Origin of the sequence: Aquipuribacter hungaricus, assembly GCF_037860755.1 — a bacterium.
GTDB lineage: Bacteria > Actinomycetota > Actinomycetes > Actinomycetales > JBBAYJ01 > Aquipuribacter > Aquipuribacter hungaricus.
The window spans coordinates 45,853-66,570 of record NZ_JBBEOI010000003.1; the positions used below are offsets into that span (position 1 = coordinate 45,853).

21 protein-coding genes are annotated in these 20,718 nt (G+C 72.8%); 10 read left to right on the forward strand and 11 right to left on the reverse strand.

What is annotated here, in order from left to right:
• Positions 1–494: 494 nt before the first annotated feature.
• The 4 genes from WCS02_RS01670 to WCS02_RS01685 all read right to left on the reverse strand — a co-directional run bounded on the left by WCS02_RS01670 (position 495) and on the right by WCS02_RS01685 (position 6,345).
• Positions 495–2,897: a glycoside hydrolase family 2 protein gene (locus WCS02_RS01670; RefSeq protein ID WP_340288774.1), complete on the reverse strand. Its 2,403-nt coding sequence runs from the start codon at positions 2,895–2,897 to the stop codon at positions 495–497.
• Positions 2,894–3,793, reverse strand: a complete 900-nt coding sequence (locus tag WCS02_RS01675) for a carbohydrate ABC transporter permease (protein ID WP_340288777.1) — start codon at positions 3,791–3,793, stop codon at positions 2,894–2,896. The genes WCS02_RS01670 and WCS02_RS01675 overlap by 4 nt, the downstream gene beginning before the upstream one ends.
• Entirely contained in the window at positions 3,793–4,623 is an 831-nt protein-coding gene (locus WCS02_RS01680) for a carbohydrate ABC transporter permease (protein WP_340288780.1), read from the reverse strand. Before WCS02_RS01680 ends, WCS02_RS01675 begins: the two co-directional genes overlap by 1 nt.
• A gap of 234 nt (positions 4,624–4,857) precedes the next feature.
• Positions 4,858–6,345 carry an ABC transporter substrate-binding protein gene (locus WCS02_RS01685; protein WP_340288783.1) on the reverse strand — a complete coding sequence of 496 codons (1,488 nt, stop codon included), beginning with the start codon at positions 6,343–6,345 and terminating at the stop codon, positions 4,858–4,860.
• 164 nt (positions 6,346–6,509) lie between these two features.
• On the opposite strand from WCS02_RS01685, the gene WCS02_RS01690 reads away from it, so the two are divergent.
• Positions 6,510–7,544 carry a LacI family DNA-binding transcriptional regulator gene (locus WCS02_RS01690; protein ID WP_452039057.1) on the forward strand — a complete coding sequence of 345 codons (1,035 nt, stop codon included), beginning with the start codon at positions 6,510–6,512 and terminating at the stop codon, positions 7,542–7,544.
• A 27-nt stretch (positions 7,545–7,571) separates the two neighbouring features.
• On the opposite strand, the gene WCS02_RS01695 is transcribed toward WCS02_RS01690, so the two are convergent.
• Positions 7,572–9,767 carry a relaxase/mobilization nuclease domain-containing protein gene (locus tag WCS02_RS01695; protein WP_340288786.1) on the reverse strand — a complete coding sequence of 732 codons (2,196 nt, stop codon included), beginning with the start codon at positions 9,765–9,767 and terminating at the stop codon, positions 7,572–7,574.
• The gene (locus tag WCS02_RS01700) at positions 9,764–10,258 is read right to left on the reverse strand and encodes a hypothetical protein (protein WP_340288789.1); all 495 of its coding nucleotides are present in this window, start codon (positions 10,256–10,258) and stop codon (positions 9,764–9,766) included. Before WCS02_RS01700 ends, WCS02_RS01695 begins: the two co-directional genes overlap by 4 nt.
• 412 nt (positions 10,259–10,670) lie before the next feature.
• Here WCS02_RS01700 and WCS02_RS01705 point away from each other — a divergent pair, with 412 nt between their 5' ends.
• The 6 genes from WCS02_RS01705 to WCS02_RS01730 all read left to right on the forward strand — a co-directional run bounded on the left by WCS02_RS01705 (position 10,671) and on the right by WCS02_RS01730 (position 15,182).
• On the forward strand, positions 10,671–11,009 hold the full coding sequence (locus tag WCS02_RS01705; RefSeq protein WP_340288792.1) for a hypothetical protein: 339 nt from the start codon (positions 10,671–10,673) through the stop codon (positions 11,007–11,009).
• Positions 11,010–11,446: 437 nt separating this feature from the next.
• Positions 11,447–11,956, forward strand: a complete 510-nt coding sequence (locus tag WCS02_RS01710; RefSeq protein ID WP_340288795.1) for a hypothetical protein — start codon at positions 11,447–11,449, stop codon at positions 11,954–11,956.
• Entirely contained in the window at positions 11,953–13,368 is a 1,416-nt protein-coding gene (locus tag WCS02_RS01715) for a hypothetical protein (protein WP_340288798.1), read from the forward strand. The genes WCS02_RS01710 and WCS02_RS01715 overlap by 4 nt, the downstream gene beginning before the upstream one ends.
• Positions 13,369–13,652: 284 nt before the next feature.
• Positions 13,653–14,036, forward strand: a complete 384-nt coding sequence (locus WCS02_RS01720) for a hypothetical protein (protein ID WP_340288801.1) — start codon at positions 13,653–13,655, stop codon at positions 14,034–14,036.
• A gap of 109 nt (positions 14,037–14,145) precedes the next feature.
• Positions 14,146–14,286, forward strand: coding sequence for a hypothetical protein (locus WCS02_RS01725; RefSeq protein ID WP_340288804.1), 141 nt, complete (start codon positions 14,146–14,148; stop codon positions 14,284–14,286).
• A gap of 38 nt (positions 14,287–14,324) precedes the next feature.
• Positions 14,325–15,182 carry a hypothetical protein gene (locus WCS02_RS01730; protein ID WP_340288807.1) on the forward strand — a complete coding sequence of 286 codons (858 nt, stop codon included), beginning with the start codon at positions 14,325–14,327 and terminating at the stop codon, positions 15,180–15,182.
• Positions 15,183–15,754: 572 nt separating this feature from the next.
• Here the strand turns inward: WCS02_RS01730 and WCS02_RS01735 are convergent.
• Positions 15,755–16,111 carry a histone-like nucleoid-structuring protein Lsr2 gene (locus tag WCS02_RS01735; protein WP_340288809.1) on the reverse strand — a complete coding sequence of 119 codons (357 nt, stop codon included), beginning with the start codon at positions 16,109–16,111 and terminating at the stop codon, positions 15,755–15,757.
• A gap of 206 nt (positions 16,112–16,317) precedes the next feature.
• On the opposite strand from WCS02_RS01735, the gene WCS02_RS01740 reads away from it, so the two are divergent.
• Both WCS02_RS01740 and WCS02_RS01745 read left to right on the forward strand, forming a co-directional pair.
• Positions 16,318–16,575, forward strand: coding sequence for a helix-turn-helix domain-containing protein (locus WCS02_RS01740; RefSeq protein ID WP_340288812.1), 258 nt, complete (start codon positions 16,318–16,320; stop codon positions 16,573–16,575).
• Between the two features lie 277 nt (positions 16,576–16,852).
• Positions 16,853–18,175, forward strand: a complete 1,323-nt coding sequence (locus WCS02_RS01745; RefSeq protein ID WP_340288815.1) for an MFS transporter — start codon at positions 16,853–16,855, stop codon at positions 18,173–18,175.
• Between the two features lie 40 nt (positions 18,176–18,215).
• Here the strand turns inward: WCS02_RS01745 and WCS02_RS01750 are convergent, their stop codons facing one another.
• The 3 genes from WCS02_RS01750 to WCS02_RS01760 all read right to left on the reverse strand — a co-directional run bounded on the left by WCS02_RS01750 (position 18,216) and on the right by WCS02_RS01760 (position 19,354).
• Positions 18,216–18,530 (reverse strand): HepT-like ribonuclease domain-containing protein, encoded by a 315-nt coding sequence (locus tag WCS02_RS01750; RefSeq protein WP_340288819.1) that lies wholly within the window; start codon positions 18,528–18,530, stop codon positions 18,216–18,218.
• The gene (locus WCS02_RS01755; RefSeq protein WP_340288822.1) at positions 18,527–18,847 is read right to left on the reverse strand and encodes a nucleotidyltransferase family protein; all 321 of its coding nucleotides are present in this window, start codon (positions 18,845–18,847) and stop codon (positions 18,527–18,529) included. The genes WCS02_RS01750 and WCS02_RS01755 overlap by 4 nt, the downstream gene beginning before the upstream one ends.
• A gap of 153 nt (positions 18,848–19,000) precedes the next feature.
• Entirely contained in the window at positions 19,001–19,354 is a 354-nt protein-coding gene (locus WCS02_RS01760) for a hypothetical protein (RefSeq protein WP_340288825.1), read from the reverse strand.
• A 333-nt stretch (positions 19,355–19,687) separates the two neighbouring features.
• On the opposite strand from WCS02_RS01760, the gene WCS02_RS01765 reads away from it, so the two are divergent.
• Entirely contained in the window at positions 19,688–20,266 is a 579-nt protein-coding gene (locus WCS02_RS01765; protein ID WP_340288828.1) for a hypothetical protein, read from the forward strand.
• Positions 20,267–20,331: 65 nt separating this feature from the next.
• Here WCS02_RS01765 and WCS02_RS01770 read toward each other — a convergent pair.
• On the reverse strand, positions 20,332–20,718 hold a 387-nt coding region (locus WCS02_RS01770; RefSeq protein WP_340288831.1), incomplete at its 5' end, for a hypothetical protein.

Genomic DNA, 20,718 nt, shown 5'->3' on the forward strand with positions numbered 1-20,718 from the left:
CGGGATCGCCGCCCACTTGGCCCTGTCTGATAAGGCCGTGGCGAAGCGCATCGGCAGCATCCTGGGCAAGCTGGACCTGCCACCGTCCGACGACGGCCACCGTCGCGTGCTCGCCGTCCTCACCTACCTCAACGGCGCACACCCAGACGGAACGACACCGAGCCCACCACGCTGACGGGGTCGCGACCTCGCAGGGCAGACATCACGAGTCCTGCGAGGAGGGACCGGACTGCCCGGTGAGCAGCACTTACGACATAACTTCCATTATCGGCTGGGTGCTGAGAACCCGTCTGAAGTGATCAGCGCGACGTAACTGCGCCGCCGTGCACAGTCTCCAGGCGGTAGAGGCGGGTGAGCACCTGCAGGTCCCGAAGATGGTGCGTCTCGAGACTTAGAGGGCGCGGGCGGCCTCGATGGCGCGGACGGCCCTGTCTCGCTGTAGGTGATCGGGAGCAGTGCGCTACGGATTACCAGTAGCCGGAGGCCCGCGTTGGTCATCCCAGCTGCTGAAGGCGGTCGGGCGGGGCCGTGGGGCGGGTGGCGCCTCGGCGGTTCGGGGGCTCGACGGGTGCAGCGTCGACAAAGGTCCGGGCGATGGGGCGGTCGGCGTCGTCGACGAGCCAGACGTGCAGCCGTCCGACCCCGCCCGTGCCGGGCGGGGCTGGCACGGAGACGGTGACGGCGTCGCTGAGGCGGAACGGTTCGGCCGTGACCGGGAGGCTCTGCCAGGGCGAGGTGGTGGCGGACCTGTCGACGGGTGCTCCTGCGGCGGCCCAGCTGGCCCTGACCCGGCCTTCGATGGGCTGGTGGCCGTGGTGGGAGACGCGGACGCCGAGTTCTAGCCCGTCGGGTGCGGGCGGGACGTCGGCTCCGGCGGCGAGGGGGACGAGGTCCAGGACGAGGGTGGTGGTGGCGTTGGCGTCGGCCGGGGTGTGTCCCCCGGTGTCCTTGGGGCGGCGGTCGGCGTCGAAGATCCCGGCCATCTCGTGCTCGACGTCGCACAGCTCGGTGTAGACGTAGCCGGCGAAGCGGTCGTGGCGGCGCAGCTCCTGGGTCTGCCAGCGCAGGTGCCACGCGCGTTCCAGGCTGGTGAAGCCGGCGCCGTACTCGCTGTTGAGCACGGGCAGGCCGGTGCGGGGGTGGTCGGTGTGGGCGTAGAGGCCCTTGTCGACGACGAAGTCGGCGGCCAGGCGGACGGGAAATTGCTCGCTGGCGCCTGTGGCGAGGGCTTCGACGTTGGTGGCCCAGGCTGCGGGGTCTTCGTCGTAGTAGTGCCAGTCCACGAGGTCGGTCTTGACGTGGGCCCAGCCGGAGTTGTCGACCACGAGCCGGGTGTCGTCGAGGGCTCGCATGGTGTCGTAGGCGTGCGCGGCCGCCGCGGCCCGCTCGGGGCTGCCGGGGATGTCCCAGTCCAGGCCCCACTCCTCGTTCCACAGGCCCCAGATGATGATGCTGGGGTGGTTGCCGTCGCGGGTGAGCATGGGCGGCAGCTGGTCCTCGAACGCGGCGGCCGAGGCGGCGGTGTAGCGGCTGGGGGCCGGGGGTTCGGCCCAGACGAGCATGCCGAGGCGGTCGGCGTGGTGCAGCCAGCGCGGGTCCTCCAGCTTGATGTGCTTGCGGACGAGGTTGTACCCGCAGCGGGCGGCGAGCTCGAGGTCACGGACGAGTGCCTGCTCGTCCGGGGCGGTCATCCCGGTCTCGGGCCAGTACCCCTGGTCCAGGACCCCGCGCACGTACAGCCGCTGGCCGTTGAGGTACAGCTCCTCCCCGACGGCCTCGATGCGACGGAGCCCGGCGGTGTACGCCACCTGGTCGGACGCTGTTCCGGCCGCGGTCGGCGCGCCCGCGGGAATGACGGCGGACGGCTCGTCCGGTACCCTGCGTCCAATTGCGTCGGGGAACAGGTGGTGAGGCGGGTCGGATGCTTCCGCCGGTGCCGCGCCGTCGGGCAGGACGGTGCAGGTGAGGGTGTACAGGTGCGGGTCGTCGGGGCTCCACGGTCGTGGGTCGTCGAGGTCGAGGTGTCCGCGCACCCGGCCGGAGGGGTCGGCGGTCAGGGTGACGGACTCGTGGTGCCGCGATCCGGCGGTGACGGTGACCAGCACAGCGGCGTCGGCGGGGGCGTCCCCGGCCAGGGTGCCGTCGAGGGCGAAGCCGGTGAGGCTGTCGCCGCGGACGGCGAGGTGGTCCAGGTAGGTGCGCCCGCGCGCCTCTAGCCACACGCTCTGCCATATGCCGGAGGTCGGGGTGAAGGACACCCCGTCGTAGTCGTCCCTGGGGATAGAGCGCTGCTTGCCGTGAGGGATGGTGCGCTTGTCGGCGGGGGCGCTGACCTGCACGCGCAGCCGCGCCCCGTCGGTGGTGCTGCTTCCGGACAGGTGGGGGCTCAGGTCGATCTCGAAGGGGGTGTACCCGCCGGTGTGGGAGCCGACCTCGACGTCGTCGAGGAAGACGTGCGCCTGGTGGTGGACCGCGCCGAAGCAGAGGAAGACCCGCTGCCCCGCCCACGCGGCCGGGACCACGACGTGACGGCTGTAGACCGCCTCCTCCAGCCAGGTGCGGGCCACGCCGGAGGCGGCGCTGTCCCATGCGTAGGGGACGACGATGCTCGAGTCGCCGTCGACGGAGGAGAACGACCACCTGCCGTCCAGCGACAACCACCGCTGGGAGCGGTCCCGGTCAGGCCTCGGGTAGCTCTGCCCTGCGCGCTCGGTGTGATTCGTCCGCGGTTCGGTCCCCGCCGCGGCGGCGCCGCCCGGCCGCCCGCCGGCGGCGGGGACGTGATCGGAGGGGCGAAGGGCTCCGGTGCCGGGTGCGGGCACGTCCTGCCCGCCGTGGAGGATCGGGGGGGTGGCGTGGGTGGTCATGGTGGGGCCTTCCTGGGTGGTCCGGCTCATCCCTTGACGCTGCCGGAGAGGATGCCGTTGATGAAGTGGCGCTGGAGGGCGATGAAGATGACGAGTAGCGGGAGGATGGCCACGGAGGTGGCCGCGAGCAGCTCGCCGGTGACGGTGGCGTAGTCCGCGCCGATGCGGTTGCCGCTGATGTTCTGCGCGAGCGTGGACAGCACTACCTGCAAGGTGGCCATGCGGTCGGAGCTGGCCACGACGACGGGCCAGACGAAGTCGTTGTAGATGTTCATGACGGTCAGCACCGCCAGTCCTGCCAGTCCTGGTCGGATCACCGGGAGGACGACGCGCCAGAAGATGCCGAACTCGGTGCAGCCGTCGACCCGGGCGGCTGCGAGCAGCTCGTCGGGCACGGCTGCGATGACCTGCCGCATCCAGAAGATGGCGAAGGCGTCGATGGCCCCCGGCAGGATGAGGGCCTGGTAGGTGTTGACCCAGCCGAGTTCTTTCATCTGCAGCAGCAGCGGGATGATGAGGACGATGGTCGGCAGCATCAGGGTGATGAGGACCGCGCCGAAGATGAGGTTCTTGCCGCGGAAGTCGTACTTGGCGAAGCCGTAGGCGGCCAGCGGCGCGAAGAACAAGGTGAGCGACCCTTTTACGAGCAGCACGACGCCCGTGTTGAGGAAGCCCAGCCCGAGGGGGACGTCGGCGAGCATGCGCCTGAAATTATCCAGGGTCACGGTGCGCGGGTCGAACACCAGAGGATCGGAGATGATGAGGTTCGCGGGCTTGAACGCCGACAGCAGGGCCCAGGCCACCGGCGCGAGGAACGCGACGGTGAGCACCAGCAGGAACGCATGGGCTGCGAGCCGGCCGCCTGCTCCTTGGGCTCCCCGGTGGGTGGACTTCCGCGTCGTGCCCGGGAGGGTGCTGGTCGCCATCAGTCGCGCTCCCTCATGAGTCGCACGAAGACCAGGGAGAGCGCCATCACCAGCACGACCAGGAGGAAGGAGTTCGCGGCGCCGGTGCCGAGGTCCGCCCTGGTGATGTGGTTGTAGAGGTACAGCCCGGCCGTGGTGGTCGCGCCGTAGGGGCCGCCCTGGGTGACCACGAAGGGCTCGGCGAACATCTGCACCACGGCCAGGGTCTGCAGGATCACGGCGAAGAGCAGGGTCCGCCTGATCAGCGGGACGGTGATGCTCCGCAGCCTGCGCCGGCGGGAGGCGCCGTCCAGGGCGGCGGCCTCGTAGACGCTGGCGTCGATGGCCTGGAGGCCGGACAGCACGATGACGATGATGAAGCCGGTCGTCTTCCAGATGAACAGCAGGGCCAGCGTTGGCCGGGCCCAGGTGCTCGTGGTGAGCCAGCCGACGTCGGGCAGGCCGAGGACGCCGAGGGCGGCGTTGACCGCGCCGTAGTTCTGGTCGAAGACGACCACCCACACCTGGGCGACCGCGACCAGCGGGGTGACGAACGGGACGAGGAACGCGACCCGGTACAGCCCGCGCAGGCGGGTCTTGGCGTCGTCCAGCAGGACGGCCGCGACGAGGGCGAGCAGCAGCTGGACGGGGATGATGAGCAGCCACAGGACGGCGGAGTTGCCCAACGAGGCCCAGAACGCGTCGTTGCCCAGCAGGTAGGCGTAGTTGTCCAGGCCCACCCAGGTGGCGGCGCCCGAGCCTCGCCAGTCCGTGAAGCTCAGCCGCAGGGTGAACAGCATCGGGTAGACGCTGAACGCGAGGAACATGATCACGAACGGGGCGACGAACACGTACGGGGCCAGCCTCGGCCGTCGGGACGTGCGTCCTCTGGGCCGCGACGGGGCCGCTGCCGTCGGTGGCAGCGAGGACGGCGACGGTGGCGCCAGCAGTGCCATGGGTAGTCCTCTCGGCCGGGGTGGTGGGTCGATGAGCCCCGGGTGTCCGTGGGCCGGTGGGCGGGCATCGGGGGGGCGGGGCGGGCGGGCGGCCGTGGGACGGTCGCCCGCCGCTGGGGTGCGCCGGTCTCAGGACCGGTCGACCAGGTTGGGCTGGATCTCGGCGCTGGAGCGCTCGAGGACCTCGGTGGGGGTGAGGTCGCCGTCGAGCATGCGCTGCACGTCGGTGCCGAGGTAGTCGACCGCGCCCGCCCACCATTCGGGGATCGGGGCCCCGCCGGGGATCTCCTCGCCGGCGGCGGTGGCGACGGCCCACAGGTCCTGCCCGCCCAGGGCCTCTACGGGCCCGAACAGCGGCGCCGCGGGGTCGGCGGCCGGCCGGTAGGCGGGGATAGACGTGTTCAGGCCGTCGGGGTAGACGTCGTTGGGTCCCCAGACCGCGCTGTAGCCGGCCTCCTCGAACATGAGGAACTCGTAGAACAGCCAGGCGAGGTCGGCGTTCTCGCCGTCGCGGGGCAGGACGAAGGACGAGCCGCCCATGGCGCCGCTGCGGGCGCCGCCGTCCTCCCACGCGGGCAGGGGCATGGCGCGCCAGTCGCCCGCGGTCTCGGGCAGGAGCTGCTGCGGGGCGAAGCTGAACCAGACCGCCCACGGGTAGAACACCTGCTGGCCGGACTCCAGGGGCTCGATGTCGCTGGGGCTCAGGTACTCCGCACGGGTACCGAGGCCTTCGCGCTGCACGGTGTCGAGCATCGTGAGGACCTGCTCGTACTCCGGGGAGTCCAGGCGGAGCTCGCCCTGCTCGTCGGCGATGCTCGTCCCCAGCTGGGAGGCGAACATCTCAAGCTGCAGCTGGCCCAGGAAGGGGCTCTGCTCCAGGTGGATCGGCCCGGAGTCCGGCCGGGCCTGCTTGTACTGCCGGGCCGCCTCCAGCAGGTCGTCGTAGGTCTCGATCGTGGTGGCGTCGACACCGGCCTCGAGCAGCGCCGTCTCGTTGTAGAAGAGCAGGCCCGGGTCCAGGTCGAACGGCACGCCGTAGACGCCGCCGTCCAGGGTGTTGACGTCGACCTTCTGGGGGGCGATGTCGTCGAGGTAGGGGTCCAGGACGCCGCTGAGGTCCCATAGGTACTCGGAGTACCCGGCGACGCGGGCGTCGTCGAGGAACACCCCGTCCGGCACGTCCGTACCGGTGATGAGGGTGTTCTGGAGCTTGGCGTCGATGTCGACGGCCTCGTGGTTGACGGTGATGTCGGGGTAGACCTCGTTGAAGTCGTCGATCGTGGCCTCGAAGACCTCGAAGAGGTCTCCCGAGCGGTCCCAGATCGTGATCTCGCCCGACGGTGCGTCGGCCGACGGCGCTGCCAGGACGGCCGGGCCGGCGCCGGGCCCAGACGCAGCGACCGACCCGTCGGTGCCTCCGGACCCGCCCGTCGCGGCGCCGTCGGCGGCGCCGGAGCTGATCGACGGGCCGCAGGCGCTGAGCAGCGCACCGGTCCCGACCAGCAGCAGCACAGGCAGCGCGGCCCGCCGGGGGCGGCGCAGCCGCCCGTGCGGCTGGGCAGGCGGACCGGGCAGGGCGGCAGTGGGGGCTGCCTGGACCGACCGGGCAGGGGACATGTGCACTCCTTCGTGCGACGGGGCGCGGCTCTTGCCGACGTCTGCAAAGTACGCAGGCTTTGCCGACGTTGCAAGCACTATGCTCGATGTCATGCCGCTGCATCCGGGGTTCGTGTCGGCGAAGACGGGGTGGCGGTGACCTCGTGGCGGTGACGATGCGCGACGTGGCCGCCCACGCGCGGGTCTCGGTGCGGACCGTGTCGAACGTGATGGCGGGCTACCAGCACGTCAGCGAGGCGATGCGCGCGAGGGTGCAGGCCGCCATCCAGGAGCTGGACTACCGCCCCAACCCCGTCGCCCGGACCCTGCGGACGGGCCGCACCGGGGTGCTCGCGCTGGTGGTCCCGGAGATCGACGTGCCGTACTTCGCCGGGCTGGCCCGGGAGGTCATCAACGCCGCAGCCACCCGCGGCTACCAGGTCATGGTCGACCAGACCGGCCACGACCACGAGCGCGAACGGCGCCTGCTCACCGGTGCGGACCGCACCATGCTCTTCGACGGCGTGCTGTTCAGCCCGCTGGTGACCGCGGCCGAGCTCGCGGAGATGGACCCCAGCACCACCATGCCGCTGGTGCTGCTGGGCGAGCACGTCTTCGACGGACGCTTCGACCACGTCGCCATCGACAACACCCAGGCCGCCTACGACGCCACCGCGCACCTCGTCAGCACCGGTCGCCGCCGGGTGGCCGCGATCGGCGAACAGCCTCAGGAGGGGTACGCCACCCCCAGGCAGCGCACGGCCGGCTACCAGGCCGCCCTGCTCGCCGCCGGCCTCGAGCCAGACCCTGCTTACCTCCGCCCGGCAGCGCACTACCGGCGCGCCGACGGCTACGACGCCGCCCGCGAGTTGCTTGCCCTCCCCCAGCGCCCGGACGCGATCTTCTGCTTCTCCGACCTGCTGGCGATGGGGGCCATGCGCGCCGTCTTCGACGCCGGCCTGCAGGTCCCGGACGACGTGGCTGTCATCGGCGTCGACGACCTCGAGGAGGGCCGGTACGCCCGTCCCTCCCTGAGCACCGTGTCCCTCGACACCCCGTACATCGCCCAGGAGGCCGTCGATCGGATCATCGCGCGGATCGGCGACCCCTCCCTGCCGGGGGTGCAGACCCGCGCCCCCCACCAGCTCCTGTGCCGGGAGAGCACCGCGCCGACCTCCATGCAGACGGCGCCGTCTCCCGCTTGCGCCTCCGGCAGCTAACTCCGAGCTAGCCGTCCTCTATAAACGTCACCGCTCGACTTGAGTCTCCCGGCTCGGGTCGTCGGGCCGTCTGGCTGGTCCGGTCCTGCCCGTCACGCGGCCGCGACCGCGTGCCTTGCGGATGCTGAGCCGTCCGCCGGCTGCGGCCAGCACCGGTTCGCCGTCGCTGCCCCCGATCGTCGGTGCCGTGCTCGTGCCACCCGGTTTCGAGCCCTCCGCACCGGCACCCGCCTGCGAGGTACCTGCGCCGGTCGGCTGCTCGTCGTGCTCACCGCGGGCGAACGCCTCTCGAGCACCCGCGTCCCGACCGCGCGCCCCGTCGCTGAGGTCCGCCTTCTCATGGCTGGTCGCCTCCTTGGGCCAGGCGTCGCCGAAGCGGTCGCGCCCGGACTCCTCGACCCGATGCAGCGCGTCACGGTCGCGCGGGTCCGCCCCGGACCCGAGGGCCTCGACGGCCTGCCTCAGGTCATCGGCGGAGGCGTGGCCGACCCAGTCCTCGCGCCGGGCGAGCTCTCGGTACGCGGCACGGGCCTCACGCCGCAGCTCCTCGACCTGACGTTCCTGCTCGGCCTGCGCGCGTGCCCGGTCCGCGGACCGCTCCCCCATCCGCTGCACCATCCGTGCCGCCTGCGACGCCGACGCCGCGGCCGCGACCGCCAACGGCCGCAGACTCTCCATCGCCTCGGTCTCCGGTGACTCGCTCATCGTCGCTGGCCCTCCTGCTCCCGCCCCCGCGGGGGTGACCGGTCCTGCTGTAGCTGTGGCTGTCGCCATCCTGCCCACGGCCCGCCCTGCCACCGCGGCGGCTGTGCCCGCACCGGCGTGCCGCTGGCGCAGCAGGGCGGTCTCCTGGTGCGCGGACCGGGCCACCTGCACGGCGTGGGACGCCTCGGCGATGGCCTCGGCGGTGCGGGTGAGCTGCATCAGCAGCGCCGCCGAGCCGCCCTTGCCGGACCCGGCCATGAGGACGGTGGCCAGGTCCTCCAGCCCCATCCCGGCGCTCGAGGCCCTGTGCCCGCCGCGGCGTGCCGCGCCGGCCGAGGCCTGCGCGAGGCGGCGGGAGGCCCGGTCCAGGTCCCCGCCCCGTGATCCCTCCCAGCCCGACGACGCCGCCGCGAGCAGCCCGGAGGTCTCCCGCGCCACCCCCGCCCACTGCTCCCACGACGCGGCCGGGCTCGCCCCGAGACGTTGCGCCGCCGCGTGCAGCTGCCGCGCCGCCGCCATCGCCGCGGCCGGGTCCGGTTCGCCTTGCCACCCCGACGAGGGACCTCGTTCCCCGGTAGCCCCGCCAGGCCCGCCGGGCCCGTCCCGCCGCCCGGGCTGCTCCCCCCAGGCCACGAGGGCCCGGGTGCGTTCTCCGGGGCTGTCGCCCCACCCGGTGCGCAGCGCCGGCAGGGACAGGTCGCGGGCCAGCCGGCCGCCCGCGAAGTAGACCAGGTGCCCTTCCGGGTCACGCTCGCGCAGCGCGGCGACCTTGTACCCGGTGACCTCCGCGCGTCCGCCCTCGCCGTAGCGGGGGTGCACGTACAGCCCGGCCCGGCGCAGGCCGTCGACGAAGTCGGTCTCCGTGCTCGCGGCGGTCGCCGCGGCGCGCACGTCGCGCTGCACCCGCTCCCGCAGCGGCAGCACCTCCCCCGCCCGTCCGCTGGCCTGCAGGTCTGCCCGCGAGGCTGGCGGCACCGCGCGCGTGCCCCGCCCGGGCGTGCGGTCGCTGGCCAGACCAAGTTCACGTTCGGCGGCGGCGCAGTACCGGTTCAGCTTGTTGTAGTCGTCGTGGGGTGCGGCCTTCGTGCCGTCTGCGCGGGCCAGGACCACCACGACGTGGACGTGGTCGTTGCCGGCCGTGGACAGCCCGTGCCGCACCGCGGCCCACCGCACCGGCGCCTTTGGCCCGTCGTCGGCCAGCCCGACCGCGCCCAGCGCACCGCGGGCCGTGGCCGCCCACTCCGCGTCCGACAGCACCCGCTCCCCCGCCGGGTTGGACAGCGAGAAGTGGTAGACCTCGCCGCGCGGGACCGTGACGTCGTACAGGTCCTTGTAGTGGTTCAGGTCCGCGGTGAACCCCCGCCTGGCGCCGGGCGCCGACAGCGTCGGGTCCGCCACGTCCATCTCGTCGCTGCTGGCGATCACGTGCTGGTCGGTGTGCTCGTCGTGCCGCCCCGGGCCCACCAGGTACGCCACCAACCCCGCCACCCGCGTCCCCCGCGTCACCTTCGCGATCACGCGCGAACCCCACCCATAGAGCCGTCGACCTGCCCGACCTGCCCGACCTGGTCGGCGTGGTCGTCCCGCTCGTCCTGGTTGTCGTCGACGGCCCACTGCCCCGCTGCTGACCCGCCGCCGGACAGCAGCGCGCCCAGCGCGTCCATCCGGTCCATCACGCGCCGCGCCGCGTCCAGCACGGCACCCGCCTCCGGCGCGACCGCGCCGGTCGCGTTGTAGCCCGCGGCGAGCTGGTTCACGTTCGTGGCGACCCCCCGCGCCAGGCGCCGGACCGCGACGAGCTCCGCCGCCCACGCCCGCCGCTCCAGCGCGCCCATCGACCCACCCCCGAGGCTGGGACCCCTCTGCTCCCCCGGCTCCTCCGACTCCCCCGCTGCCCGGGGCGCCCGGGCGCCCCGGTCGGCCATCCCCGCCGCCACCAACCACGCCGGCACCGACAACCCCGCCGCCACCGCCCGCGCCGACAGCTGCACGAACTCCTCCTCGCTCACCCGCACATGAACCGGCCGCTGACGACCCCCCACCACCCGCTGCTGCCGCCGCACCCGCCTCTGTCCCGACCCGCCCACACCGCCCTCGGCGGAGGTCTGCTCAGACGTCTGGGCGGAGCTGGCCGTCACGGCGGAGCCCGTCTGCTGCTCGGCCACCGGCCTCACCCCTTCCCAGCGGAGCGCCCCGACCACCGGTCGTGCCCCGCCGCGCGGCGAGGACTGGCACCGCCAGTCTGCCGCAGCGCGGCACCGCGCCGCCAGGCCGCGACGCTATCCGGGTACCGGATTGAATACCTTGCTCACCTGTGCGCCCTGTTCTGGGTTGTCCACAACCTGCGGATGCGGCCGTCGTCCATAGCCCGACGGCCCGGCTCCTGGCGGGGCACGGTGTCCGGTTCGTACCGTGACGCCCATGGCTACTCCCAGGCTCGACACCGACCGCATCCAGGCCGCCGCCCGCGCCCTGCTCGACGACAAGGTCAAAGCCGTCCGCGTCCTGGCCCACGCCCGCCAGGCACGGGAGGACGCCCGCGCCGCCCTCGAGCAGGCCGAGCGCGCCGACACCGCCGCCTACACCGCCGCGCTGCGCGACGGCTGGACCGCCGACGAGCTCAAGCGCGTCGGCCTCGACGCACCGACCAAACGAGCACCCGGTCGGCCCCGGAGCACCGCAAAGACCAGCGGCCGCAGCACGGCTGCGGCGTCCTCCCCAGGACCAGACTCCGCGCCGGCAGACACCGCGGCCGGCTGACCGTCCCGGGCGCTTGACCGGGGTCTGCTCACGACGCGGGGGGTCTCACCGTCGCCCGGTCGACCGGAGGTCACCACGGTGGGCGGCCGGCCGCTGCGCTCTGCGGAGGCACCCGAAGTGATCCTTCGAAACCCTGGCTCCGCTGCGCTCCACCTCGAAGCATCATCGGGGCCCGCCTCCTCCGCCGACCCCCCACCGCGGTCCTGCTGCGCATCGCCCGAACGACGGTGAGACCCCCGCACCACCCCCACCTCACCACCCCTGCCCCGCACCCTCCGCACACCGACCCCGGCGCCCTGCCGGCGCAGGACCACGACCGCAGGGGCTCCGCCCCCGCACCCCCGGCCCTCACTCCGATGAGCCGGGACAGAACGCACGACCCGCGAACCAGCTATGAGGAAACAGCAGCAGCCCGACGAAAAGGAGCCGATACAGACATGAGCAGCCCCAACCCCACACCGGCCAACGCACCGGTCACGACACCGGCCGCGGCACCGGTCACGACACAGCCGCCCCCTCCCCCGCTGTCACGGGCCCTGGACCTGCTCGACGGCCTGCTGCTGCGCACCGATGTCCCGTCTGCGGTGCTCCTGGACCTCGGTGACGTCTTCGGCGACTTGTTCGACGTCCGCCCGCCCTATACGCCGACCACACCCACCACCTCCACCGACCCCTGGCCGCTCGTCCTCGACCAGGTCGTTGCCGCCCTCCACGACCTCATCACCAACCCCTCGCAGGACGCGCCGCCGGCGCGCTCCGTCGGCTACGCCCTCAACCTCCGCACCCTCCGCCAGCACCAGACACCGCCACCCGACACCGGCCCAGCCACGCCAGACAGCCCGACGAATCCCACGACGGGCACCACCACGGACGTCACGGCGGACCTCACGCCGGGCACCACGACGGACCCCCCGACGGGTACCGCGTCGGACGGCATGCGGCGGTGAGCGGCCCCACCGGTGTGGCCGGCCGGCCCGACACCTGGACCCGCTCCTGGTACGACGTCGGGCACCAGGTCGCCGCCCTGCTCGAGCACCCCGAACCCGTCACCCCCGACCTGCTCCCCCTCGCCGTGGCCAGCCACGCCGCCACCGTCCGGACCCTCCTCACCGTCCACCGCGACCTCACCCGCGGCAGAGGACCCAGCAAGCGCCCCACCGTGACCGAGCGGCTCAGCGTCGAGCAGCTGGAGGCCAACCCGGTCAAGGCTCTCGGCATCGCGCTGCAGCAGCACCCCGCCACCCCCGGCGTCGCGCTGTCCGACGTCCTCACCACCAACCCGCCCCCCGGCCCGTCACGACGCTGGCACGACCTCGCCCGCGCCTCCATCACCGCCGCCGACGCCTGGCGCACTGCTGACCCCGCCTCCCGCCCACGCAGCCACCAGGCCTGGTCCCTGATGGCCGACGTCGGCTCCATCGCCCAGGGCCTCGCGCACCTCGACGAGCACATCGCCCGCGCCGCGACCCGCATGCCCCACGCCGTGCAGGTGCAGCTCGGCACCGCCCCCGGCGTGCTGGCCGACCGCTACGCCGCCGCCGCGACCGGCGGCCTGCGCGCAGCAGGAGAACGCACCCGCCAGCTCGCGGCACAAGGACCCCTGCCCCACGTCGGCCCGCTGCGTCAGCCTTTCGTGCGGCCCGCCGCGGTCACGGTCGCCGTGCACGTCCCCCTGGCCCAGGACGCCACCGCTGAGCTCCTCGACCGGGCCCAGACCATCAGCCCCCGCGACCTCACCCAGCTCGCCCGCACTCAGGCCCGCCTCACCGGCCACGCCGCCCGCCTCACCAGCGACCCTGCCCTCGCCGACGCCGCCCGCGCACAGCTGGCCCAGCTGCAGGCCGTGGTCCCCCGCCAGCTGCAGACCATCGAACCCACCAGCGACCAACGCCCCCTGCGCCAGGCTCAGCACCTGCTCACCTACGTCACCGCCATGGACCCCCAGCACCCCGACGCCGGCCGCGTCGCCGCCGCGATCGCCCGCAGCCAGCCCGACATCGTCGACGCCCTGCACCGCACCGCCCGCCACCAGCTCGCCACCGGCGCCTGGCTCGTTCCCAACCCTAACGAACGCCACACCAGCGCCATCTGGGTCCGCCAAGCCGCCACAGCCACCGGGTCGGAGTGGCAGCCCGACCTCGTGCACCGCCTCATCGAGGCCCGCACCACCGCCCACCACCTCGCCCAGACCGCCGGCCCCAACCCCTTCCCCAGCACCGCAGCCGCCATCGCCGTGGCCACCGCCCGACAAGGCCACCCCCCACGCGACGCCGTCCGACCACCCACCTTCCACACCACCACCGGACGTCCCACGACACCCTCACGGGGTATCAGCCGCGGCACCGACCTCGAACGCTGACGTCGCCTCGCCGCTGGCGGGCCAGGCGCCGGGTAGTACCCCGGGCCGCGGCGACGGCCCCCAGGCCGCAGGTCAGGAGCTGACCCGCGGTACATGCGCAGGAACGCTCGAGCGATCCCGGCCACCCCTGACGGGGCCCAGAGGCCGGCATGATCCGCCCGCGGCCGGCAACTACACGCCTGGCGTTCCTGACACCCAGCAGCCAGCGCTGCTGGTGCCGGCGCAGGAGCACCGCACCCCGGACATCACCAGCAGCGAACCGACGACGAGGAGCCGGCACGGACATGAACAGCGTCAACCCCGTACCGGCACCGCCGCAGCCACCCCCTCCATTGCTGTCGCTCGCCCTGGACCTGCTCGACGGCCTCCTCGTCCGTGGCGACGTCCCCGCCGCCGTCCGCCGCGACATCACCGACGTCCTCCACGACCTCGTCGACCTCGTCGATGTCCGCCCACCCTCCCCACCGACCGCACCCATCGACCGCCGCAGGCCGTGGTCCCTCGTCGTGCAGGAGGCGGTTGACCTCCTGCACGGGCTCATCGACCACACCGACCCGGACTCTCCCCCCGCGCTCACCGTCCGGTACGCCCTGGCCATCCGCGCCCTGCGCGGCACCACCCGCCACGCCAGCTCCCCCGGCATCGACGGACCCGGACAGCAAGGGTGAACCGCTGACCCCCGACAGCGGCGCCGACAGCAGCGGCCGACGCCTCACGCGGAACACCCGCCGCCCGCCACCCGGGGACGGCGTAGGTACCGCGACCTACAGTGACGCCATGGCCAAGATCGGCAAGGAAGACCAGCCCATCACCGTCGAGCCCGACGCCCCGTTCCAGACACCCGCCGAGCCAGCCCCAACGACGGAGCCTGCGACGGCGCCAGCGCCGGAGCAGGTGCCGGTCCCCTCCCCGTCCTGACGCTGATGGCGACGTCAGCGCCGGTCCACCGTGGGTCCGTGCGAGGGGTGCGGACCTTCCGCGTCCTGCCCGACGGCCGGCTAGCACCGGTCACCAGCCGCCCGCCGTGGACACCCGGCGTCAACACCGCCACCTGCGACCGCCGCTCCATCACCCGCCGGCTACCGCCCGCCCACGACGCACCCGGCGTCGGCTGCGTCTGCGGGTTCTGGGCCTGCGGCAACGTCGCCGCGCTCCGCCAGACCGGCGTCCTCGGCACCTCCCGCGTCCTGGCCGTGGTCGCCGCCCACGGCCAGCTCGTCCCCGCCGAACGTGGGTTCCGCGCCCAGCACGCCGTCATCGAGGCGTTGTGGCTGTCCCCCCGCGTCCCCACCGACCGGCGCGCCGCCGTGGCCCGCGCCTACCCCGCCGCCGCGCTCTACACCAGTAAGGCCGCGATGCTCGCCGAGCACCCCCCGACAGTCCTGTCGAGCTACCGGCTGCCCGCCCGGCCCCGGGCCTCCCGGCTGCTGTGGCAGCTCGCCCTGCTCACCGCCTGGACCATCACCCTCACCGTGCTCTGGTCCTTCACCCCCTACCCGGCCGCTGTCACCGCACCCACCCCGCTCGTGCCCACCGCCAGCGCCCAGGTCGCCGTCGGCGTCGCCCTGGCCATCACCCACCTCACCCTCGCCACCACCACCCTGCTGCTGGCCATGCACCCCCGCCTCTGGCGGTGGTCTCCCGCCGCCCTGCTCCCCCAGACCGCCCTGCTCTTCGCCGGCCAGCTCACCCTCGACGACGCCACCGCCTGGCTCCAGCTCGGCCTCACCACCACCTCCACCACCGTCACGCACCTGCTCACCGCAGCCGTTGTCATCACCCGCCTCTACCGCCTCGACACCGACGAACACTGACCACCCGGCTGCCGTGCGCGCCAGGGGCAGCGCCCCAGGGGTGCGAGAGTGACCCGACGGGCGACAACGTTGTGGGTTCTTTCGGACCCACCGCATGACCCGACAGATAAGACGGCAACGCGCAGATCCGGCGTCATCACGGTCGGGCTCGATCGGACCAGATTGGGCTCGGTCGGGCACGACCCGCGGCTGTCAGCCGGGCGACGGACGGTGTGACGCACGCGACGTTTCACCGAAAGCCTTCGACGCGATGTTCAGGTGCAGGCTTCAACCACCGTCAGTCACACCGCGGAGGCCATACCCATGAACCCCGAGACCACCGAGCTCACGCTCCCCACCGCCGACAGCCTCACCGCCAAGCTGGACGCGCCCGACACCTCGCTGGCCAACCCCCGGCGTACCCGCCTCTGACCCAGCCTGGCGTGACGCACCCCGCCCCTCACGTGCCCGTCCCCGGACGACCGCCCCGCCACGACTAGCGGGACACCGGAGCTGTGGAGCTGCCCGGGCTGCCCGGGCTGCCCGGGCTGCCCGCAGCTGTTCGGGGTCGGCGCGGTGGGCGTCGCGCAGCCTCAGCCGTTGGCGGCCTGGTACGCCTGCACCACGTCGGCCTTGATGCGGCCCCGCTCGGACACCGCGTGACCGTTGGCACGAGCCCACTCCCGGACCGCCCCGTTGTCGACACCCCCGCCCGACTGCAAGGAGCTCGACGACGACGACCTCGACGCCGAACGGGTGCCCTTCGAGCGGCTCCCGCCGGCCCGGCGACCCTTGTCCACGAACTCCGTCAGGCTCGAGCGCAGCCGGGCGGCGTTGTCCTCGCTCAGGTCGACCTCGTAGCTGACACCGTCCAGGGCGAACGTCACCGTCTCCGAAGCCGCCGAGCCATCGATGTCGTCCACCAGGACGACGTTCACGTGCTGAGCCACGTCGGGTACCGCTTTCTCTTAGTCGAGGAAAGAACGGGCCCATCCTGGCGCATGGTGGGAACGGCTCACCGCACCCGCGCCAGCAGACGCGAGTGGCTGGTTCTGCAGCGGGATACCTGTCCGAGCGGCGTCGGAGGGCCCTTGCGGCCAGCGACGACGCTGAACGACGGCCACGCCCAACTGTTCAGGTGCGCGAGGCTCCACCTATGAGTCGACTTGACGAGGTGTTCGCTCAACTACCAGACCGGCTGACGGTCGAGCAGCTGAGCCAGCTGCTGGGGATCGAGATGCAGACCACCTACCGGTGGCTGCAGGAGGGCCGGGTCCCCGCCTACAAGGTCGGCCGAGCCTGGGTCATCTTCCGCGACGAGGTCAAGGACATGCTCGAAGCCAGCAGCAACCAGAAGAACCGGGCCGATCCCGACCCCACCCAGTCCGAGGCGCCCGCGGAACCCACCGCATAGCGGGCGGGCGACAGCGAGGGCAGCAGCGCAGGGGCGACAGGCCTCAGTTGCCGGGTACCGCGCTACCGCGACACGCCCGCGTGAAAGGCCCAGCTGGAGGTCCGGGCTAGGTGCGGCCTACGGTGAGGCAGCGGGTCAGCCCGCGTCTCAGTGCGGCGAGCTCGTCCTGTGCGAGGACCGACATCCAGACCTTCTGCTTCTGGCGGTCCTGCGGCACCCGGCCGCACCGGAAGGCTCGCGGCGAACCGTGCGTCGTCACAGCTCCCGTCGACCGTCCGTGTGGTCCCGCTACCGCCGGGTCCTCCAGGGCCCGGCCTGGCGCTTCTTCCTCCCCGCCGCGGCGGGTCGGCTCGGTGTCGCCATGACCGGGCTCGGTCTCCTGTCGCTCCTGCAGGCCACCACCGGCTCGTTGGCGACAGCAGGAGCGGTGACGGGGGCCTTCGCGCTGTCCGAGGCAGTCGCCGGACCCCAGGTTGCGCGCCTGTTCGACCGGTACGGCCAGCGGCGACCGCTGCTACTCCTAATCCTGATGCACGCCGCCGCCGTCGCCGGACTCCTGAGCGCGGCACTCCTGGGCGCGGCACACCAGGACGGGCGGTCGACTGTGGCGCTGTGCCTGCTCGCGGTGGTCGCCGGGGCGTCGCTGCCCCAGGTCGGTGCGTGCTCGGCCGCACGGTGGACGCGTCTGTTCGCAGCGTCGCCGCTGCTGCGGACAGCCTTCGCGCTGGAGAGCATGGCCAACGACGTCGCGTTCCTGCTCGGACCGACCGTCGTGGTCGCCGCGGCGGTGGCCTGGACCCCTGTGGCCGCAGTGGTCCTCGCGACCGGTCTGGTGGTCTGCGGCGGTGTGCTCCTGGCGATGGTGTGCGAGGAGCGACCCCGCTGCGACCAGCACGCGCCCGCCACCGAGCCGGAACCGGACCTGCGACCGGACCTGCGACCGGACCTGCGACCGGACCTGCGACCGGACCTGGGGCCGGAGGCGGTTCCGGAACTGGTACCGGGCCCGGGGCGCCGGGGCCTGCTGCGGGCGCCGTTCGTGTCGGTCGTGGTGGTCAACCTTGGACTGGGCGGGGTCTTCGGCTCGCTGCAGGTGGCGGTGACCGCCTCTGCGGCCGGTGCCGGCCGTCCGGGCGTCGCCGGCGCGCTGTACAGCGTCCTGGCACTCGGTGGCCTGATCGGCGGGTTCGTCTTCGGGGCTGGGGCCTGGCGGGGCGCGCCGCCCCGGCAGCTGCTCACCGCCGCCCTCTGTCTCTTCCTGGCGGTCAACCTGCTCAGCGCAGCTCCGAGCTTGCTGTGGCTAGCCGGGGCCGTCCTCGCGGCCGGGCTCATGGTGGCTCCCGTGATGGTGCTGTCAGGCTCCATGGTCCATCGCCTGGTCGACCCGACCACGATCACGCAAGCCCTGAGCTGGACCGCGTCGGCCAGTGCCGCCGGGCTCGCCGGCGCTGCCGCGACCACGGGGTACCTCATCGACACCACCGACGCCCGGGCTAGTTTCGCCGTGACCGTCGCAGCAGCAACAACGGTCCTGCTCGCAGCCGCAGCAGCTGCACGGACCACAGGCAGCACCCGGTGGGGACCCCTCGCCGGTACCTGATCGTTATGCGGAACGTCGAGGGCCGTTGGTCCCGCGCGCTCTAGCCAAGTTCGTCGAGGAGCGGCGCCAACTGATCGTCGACGATGTCGCGGATCATGGCTGGGTTGACCCGGAAGTACTCGTGGACGACGACGTTGCGAAGGCCCGCAATGGAGGCCCAGGGCGCCCCTGGGCGTCCCTTCTTGAAGTCCTCCGGCAGGGCCTTGACGGCCTCACCGATCACGGCCAGGTTCCGCAGGACGGCGTCATACGCCATCGAGCCGAACTCTGCGGAATCGAGGTGATCGCGGTAAGTGAGGCAGCGGGCGATCGCGGCTCGAATGTCCTCCATGCGGTCTGCATCGGCACGGCTCACACGGCCACCGCGTCCGCCAGGGCCGTAGCCGAGACCTCATCACGCAGGAGGGGTCCTGCCACAACATCAACCCGGACGCCCAGTAGTTCGCTCAGCTCCTCGGCGAGTCCGGAGACTCGGAGGAGCTCGTTGCCGGAGCCGGTAGACAAGTCGACGAAAAGATCGAGGTCACTGTCATCGCGAGCATCGCCACGCGCCGCAGACCCGAACATGCGGAGGTTGTCTGCGCCGTACCGCCTGAGCAGTGCGCCTACCTCGCTCCGGTTCGAAGCCAGTGCCGCTCGAAGCCGGCTTGACGCGGCAGTCGGCTGCTCCATGGGTCGAGGGTAGCCAGGGACCAGGCTGACCGGCTTGGGAGCGATCCCCAGGTAGCGATGGCGCTATGGGACGTGGCGATCCACTCGGGTGACGGTCGCGTACCGGACACATGCGGCACAGCTCGGAAGCGGACCGTCAAGCGCTGCGACGGCTCAGTCGGTGCACGACGTGATGCTGTCTGCGGTCCACCGACCCGGAGAGTCCTGTCGGACGTCGACGTACCTCACCGCCAGACCGTCGCGCTCGACGAAGACACGAACGTTCCCGGAGGACGGCGAGGCGTCCTGGGCCTCGAAAGCGTTGCCAGACACCGCCTCACGCGCGGCATCCTCGGGCGAGGCCGCGACGGGGGCCTCGCCCGCGGCGTAGTCCAAGTGCGAGCTCACCCTCGTGTCGCCGTCGCAGTCCAGACCGTCGGTGGCCTTGGTGGTCGAGTCCTCCGCGCCACAGCCGGCGAGCCCCACGACGAGCAGCGCTACTCCTACGACTGCAGCCACCATCCGCACGAGTCCTCCTCCGCAAGCCTGATGTGCCTGAGACGCTCACACGTGGGGCACGGTTCCGGTCTGCTGAGCCCTGCCTCCGAAAGGATCTCCGGCGTCAGTGTCGCCAACGGGTTCGGCTCGTGCCCCGAGCCCCTGCCGTCCCACAGGGGGGTCGCCTGTCAGCGACGGCGGGGGCGGCTGTTGCCCGGCGCCAGGACCGGTGCCGCAGAGGCCGGGCGTTCAAGTGTCCCGTCGTAGGTGCCGAGGTCCGTCAGGACAACGCTCCCGATCCCCTCACCGCTCATGGTGAGGCGGCCCAGAGCTACACCGGCCAGACACGTCTGCGGAGGTCACATGAGCACCACGGCAACCGTAGGCGTCGGCCACCGGCTGCCGACCACCCTGACCGCACTGACCGCACTGACCGCACTGACCGCGCATGGCGGCGCCGGACGGGTCCTCCACCTCACGGGCCCCGGGCACCAGCTGACGGCCTCGTCGGTCGGGCAGGCTCCGCTGCTGAGCGACGCGGACCGCGCGATGCTGCGGGCCGTCAGCGGTGTCTCCTTCACCTCCGACGGCCGCCTCGACCGACCCGACGCCGTGGGGGTAGGCGGTCGCGGGGGCATCGTCGCCGGTGGGCTCGTCGCCGGGGGCATCCCGGGCGGCTACGACACCGTCAGCTTCAACGACGGCGAGAACCAAGTCACCTTCTTCCTCGCCCGAGTCTCCGGCGACCGGGCCGCCGGAACCCTCACCGGCGACATCAACCCCCAGTACCTGCGGGGCATGCTCCTCACCCTCGGCAGCAGCGACACCCCGCAGCGACGACAGTTCATCGAGCAGGCCCTCACCTACTACGACCGGCTCCCCAGGTCCGCCCACGAGTCACGACAACGAGCCGGCGAACCCACCTTCACCGTCACCGCGTGAGGCGGTCAGCCCACGACGGCACGGGCCCGCCGACCGGTGACGGTGCCGGTGGCCCGCCCCGGGACTCATGCGGGCCTGCGAGCTGGCGTGCGGGCATCACCGAGCGGCTCGCGCCCGTCCCGCAGCGCGACCGCCCGTCGGTCCAACAGCGCCGTAGCCACGGCCGCGACGGCCGCCATCACCAGCCGCGGCCGGCGAACCCCACGACGGGCGAGGAAGTCCTCGACGCCGTGGTCCAGGACGAGGGACGCCCAGTGGGTGAACGCCATGACACCACCGGCCGCCACCGGGAGCAGGACCGCGGCGCGCAGCGAGGTCCCGCCCCCTGGCCCGGCCTTCGCCCGCCAGCCGCTGGCCGCCACGGCGGCGGCGGCCGCCGCCCCCGGGACAGCGACGAGCAGCGTCCTGGTCACCCCGCGCGCCCGGCCCACCCGCACCACCCCCCACACCCC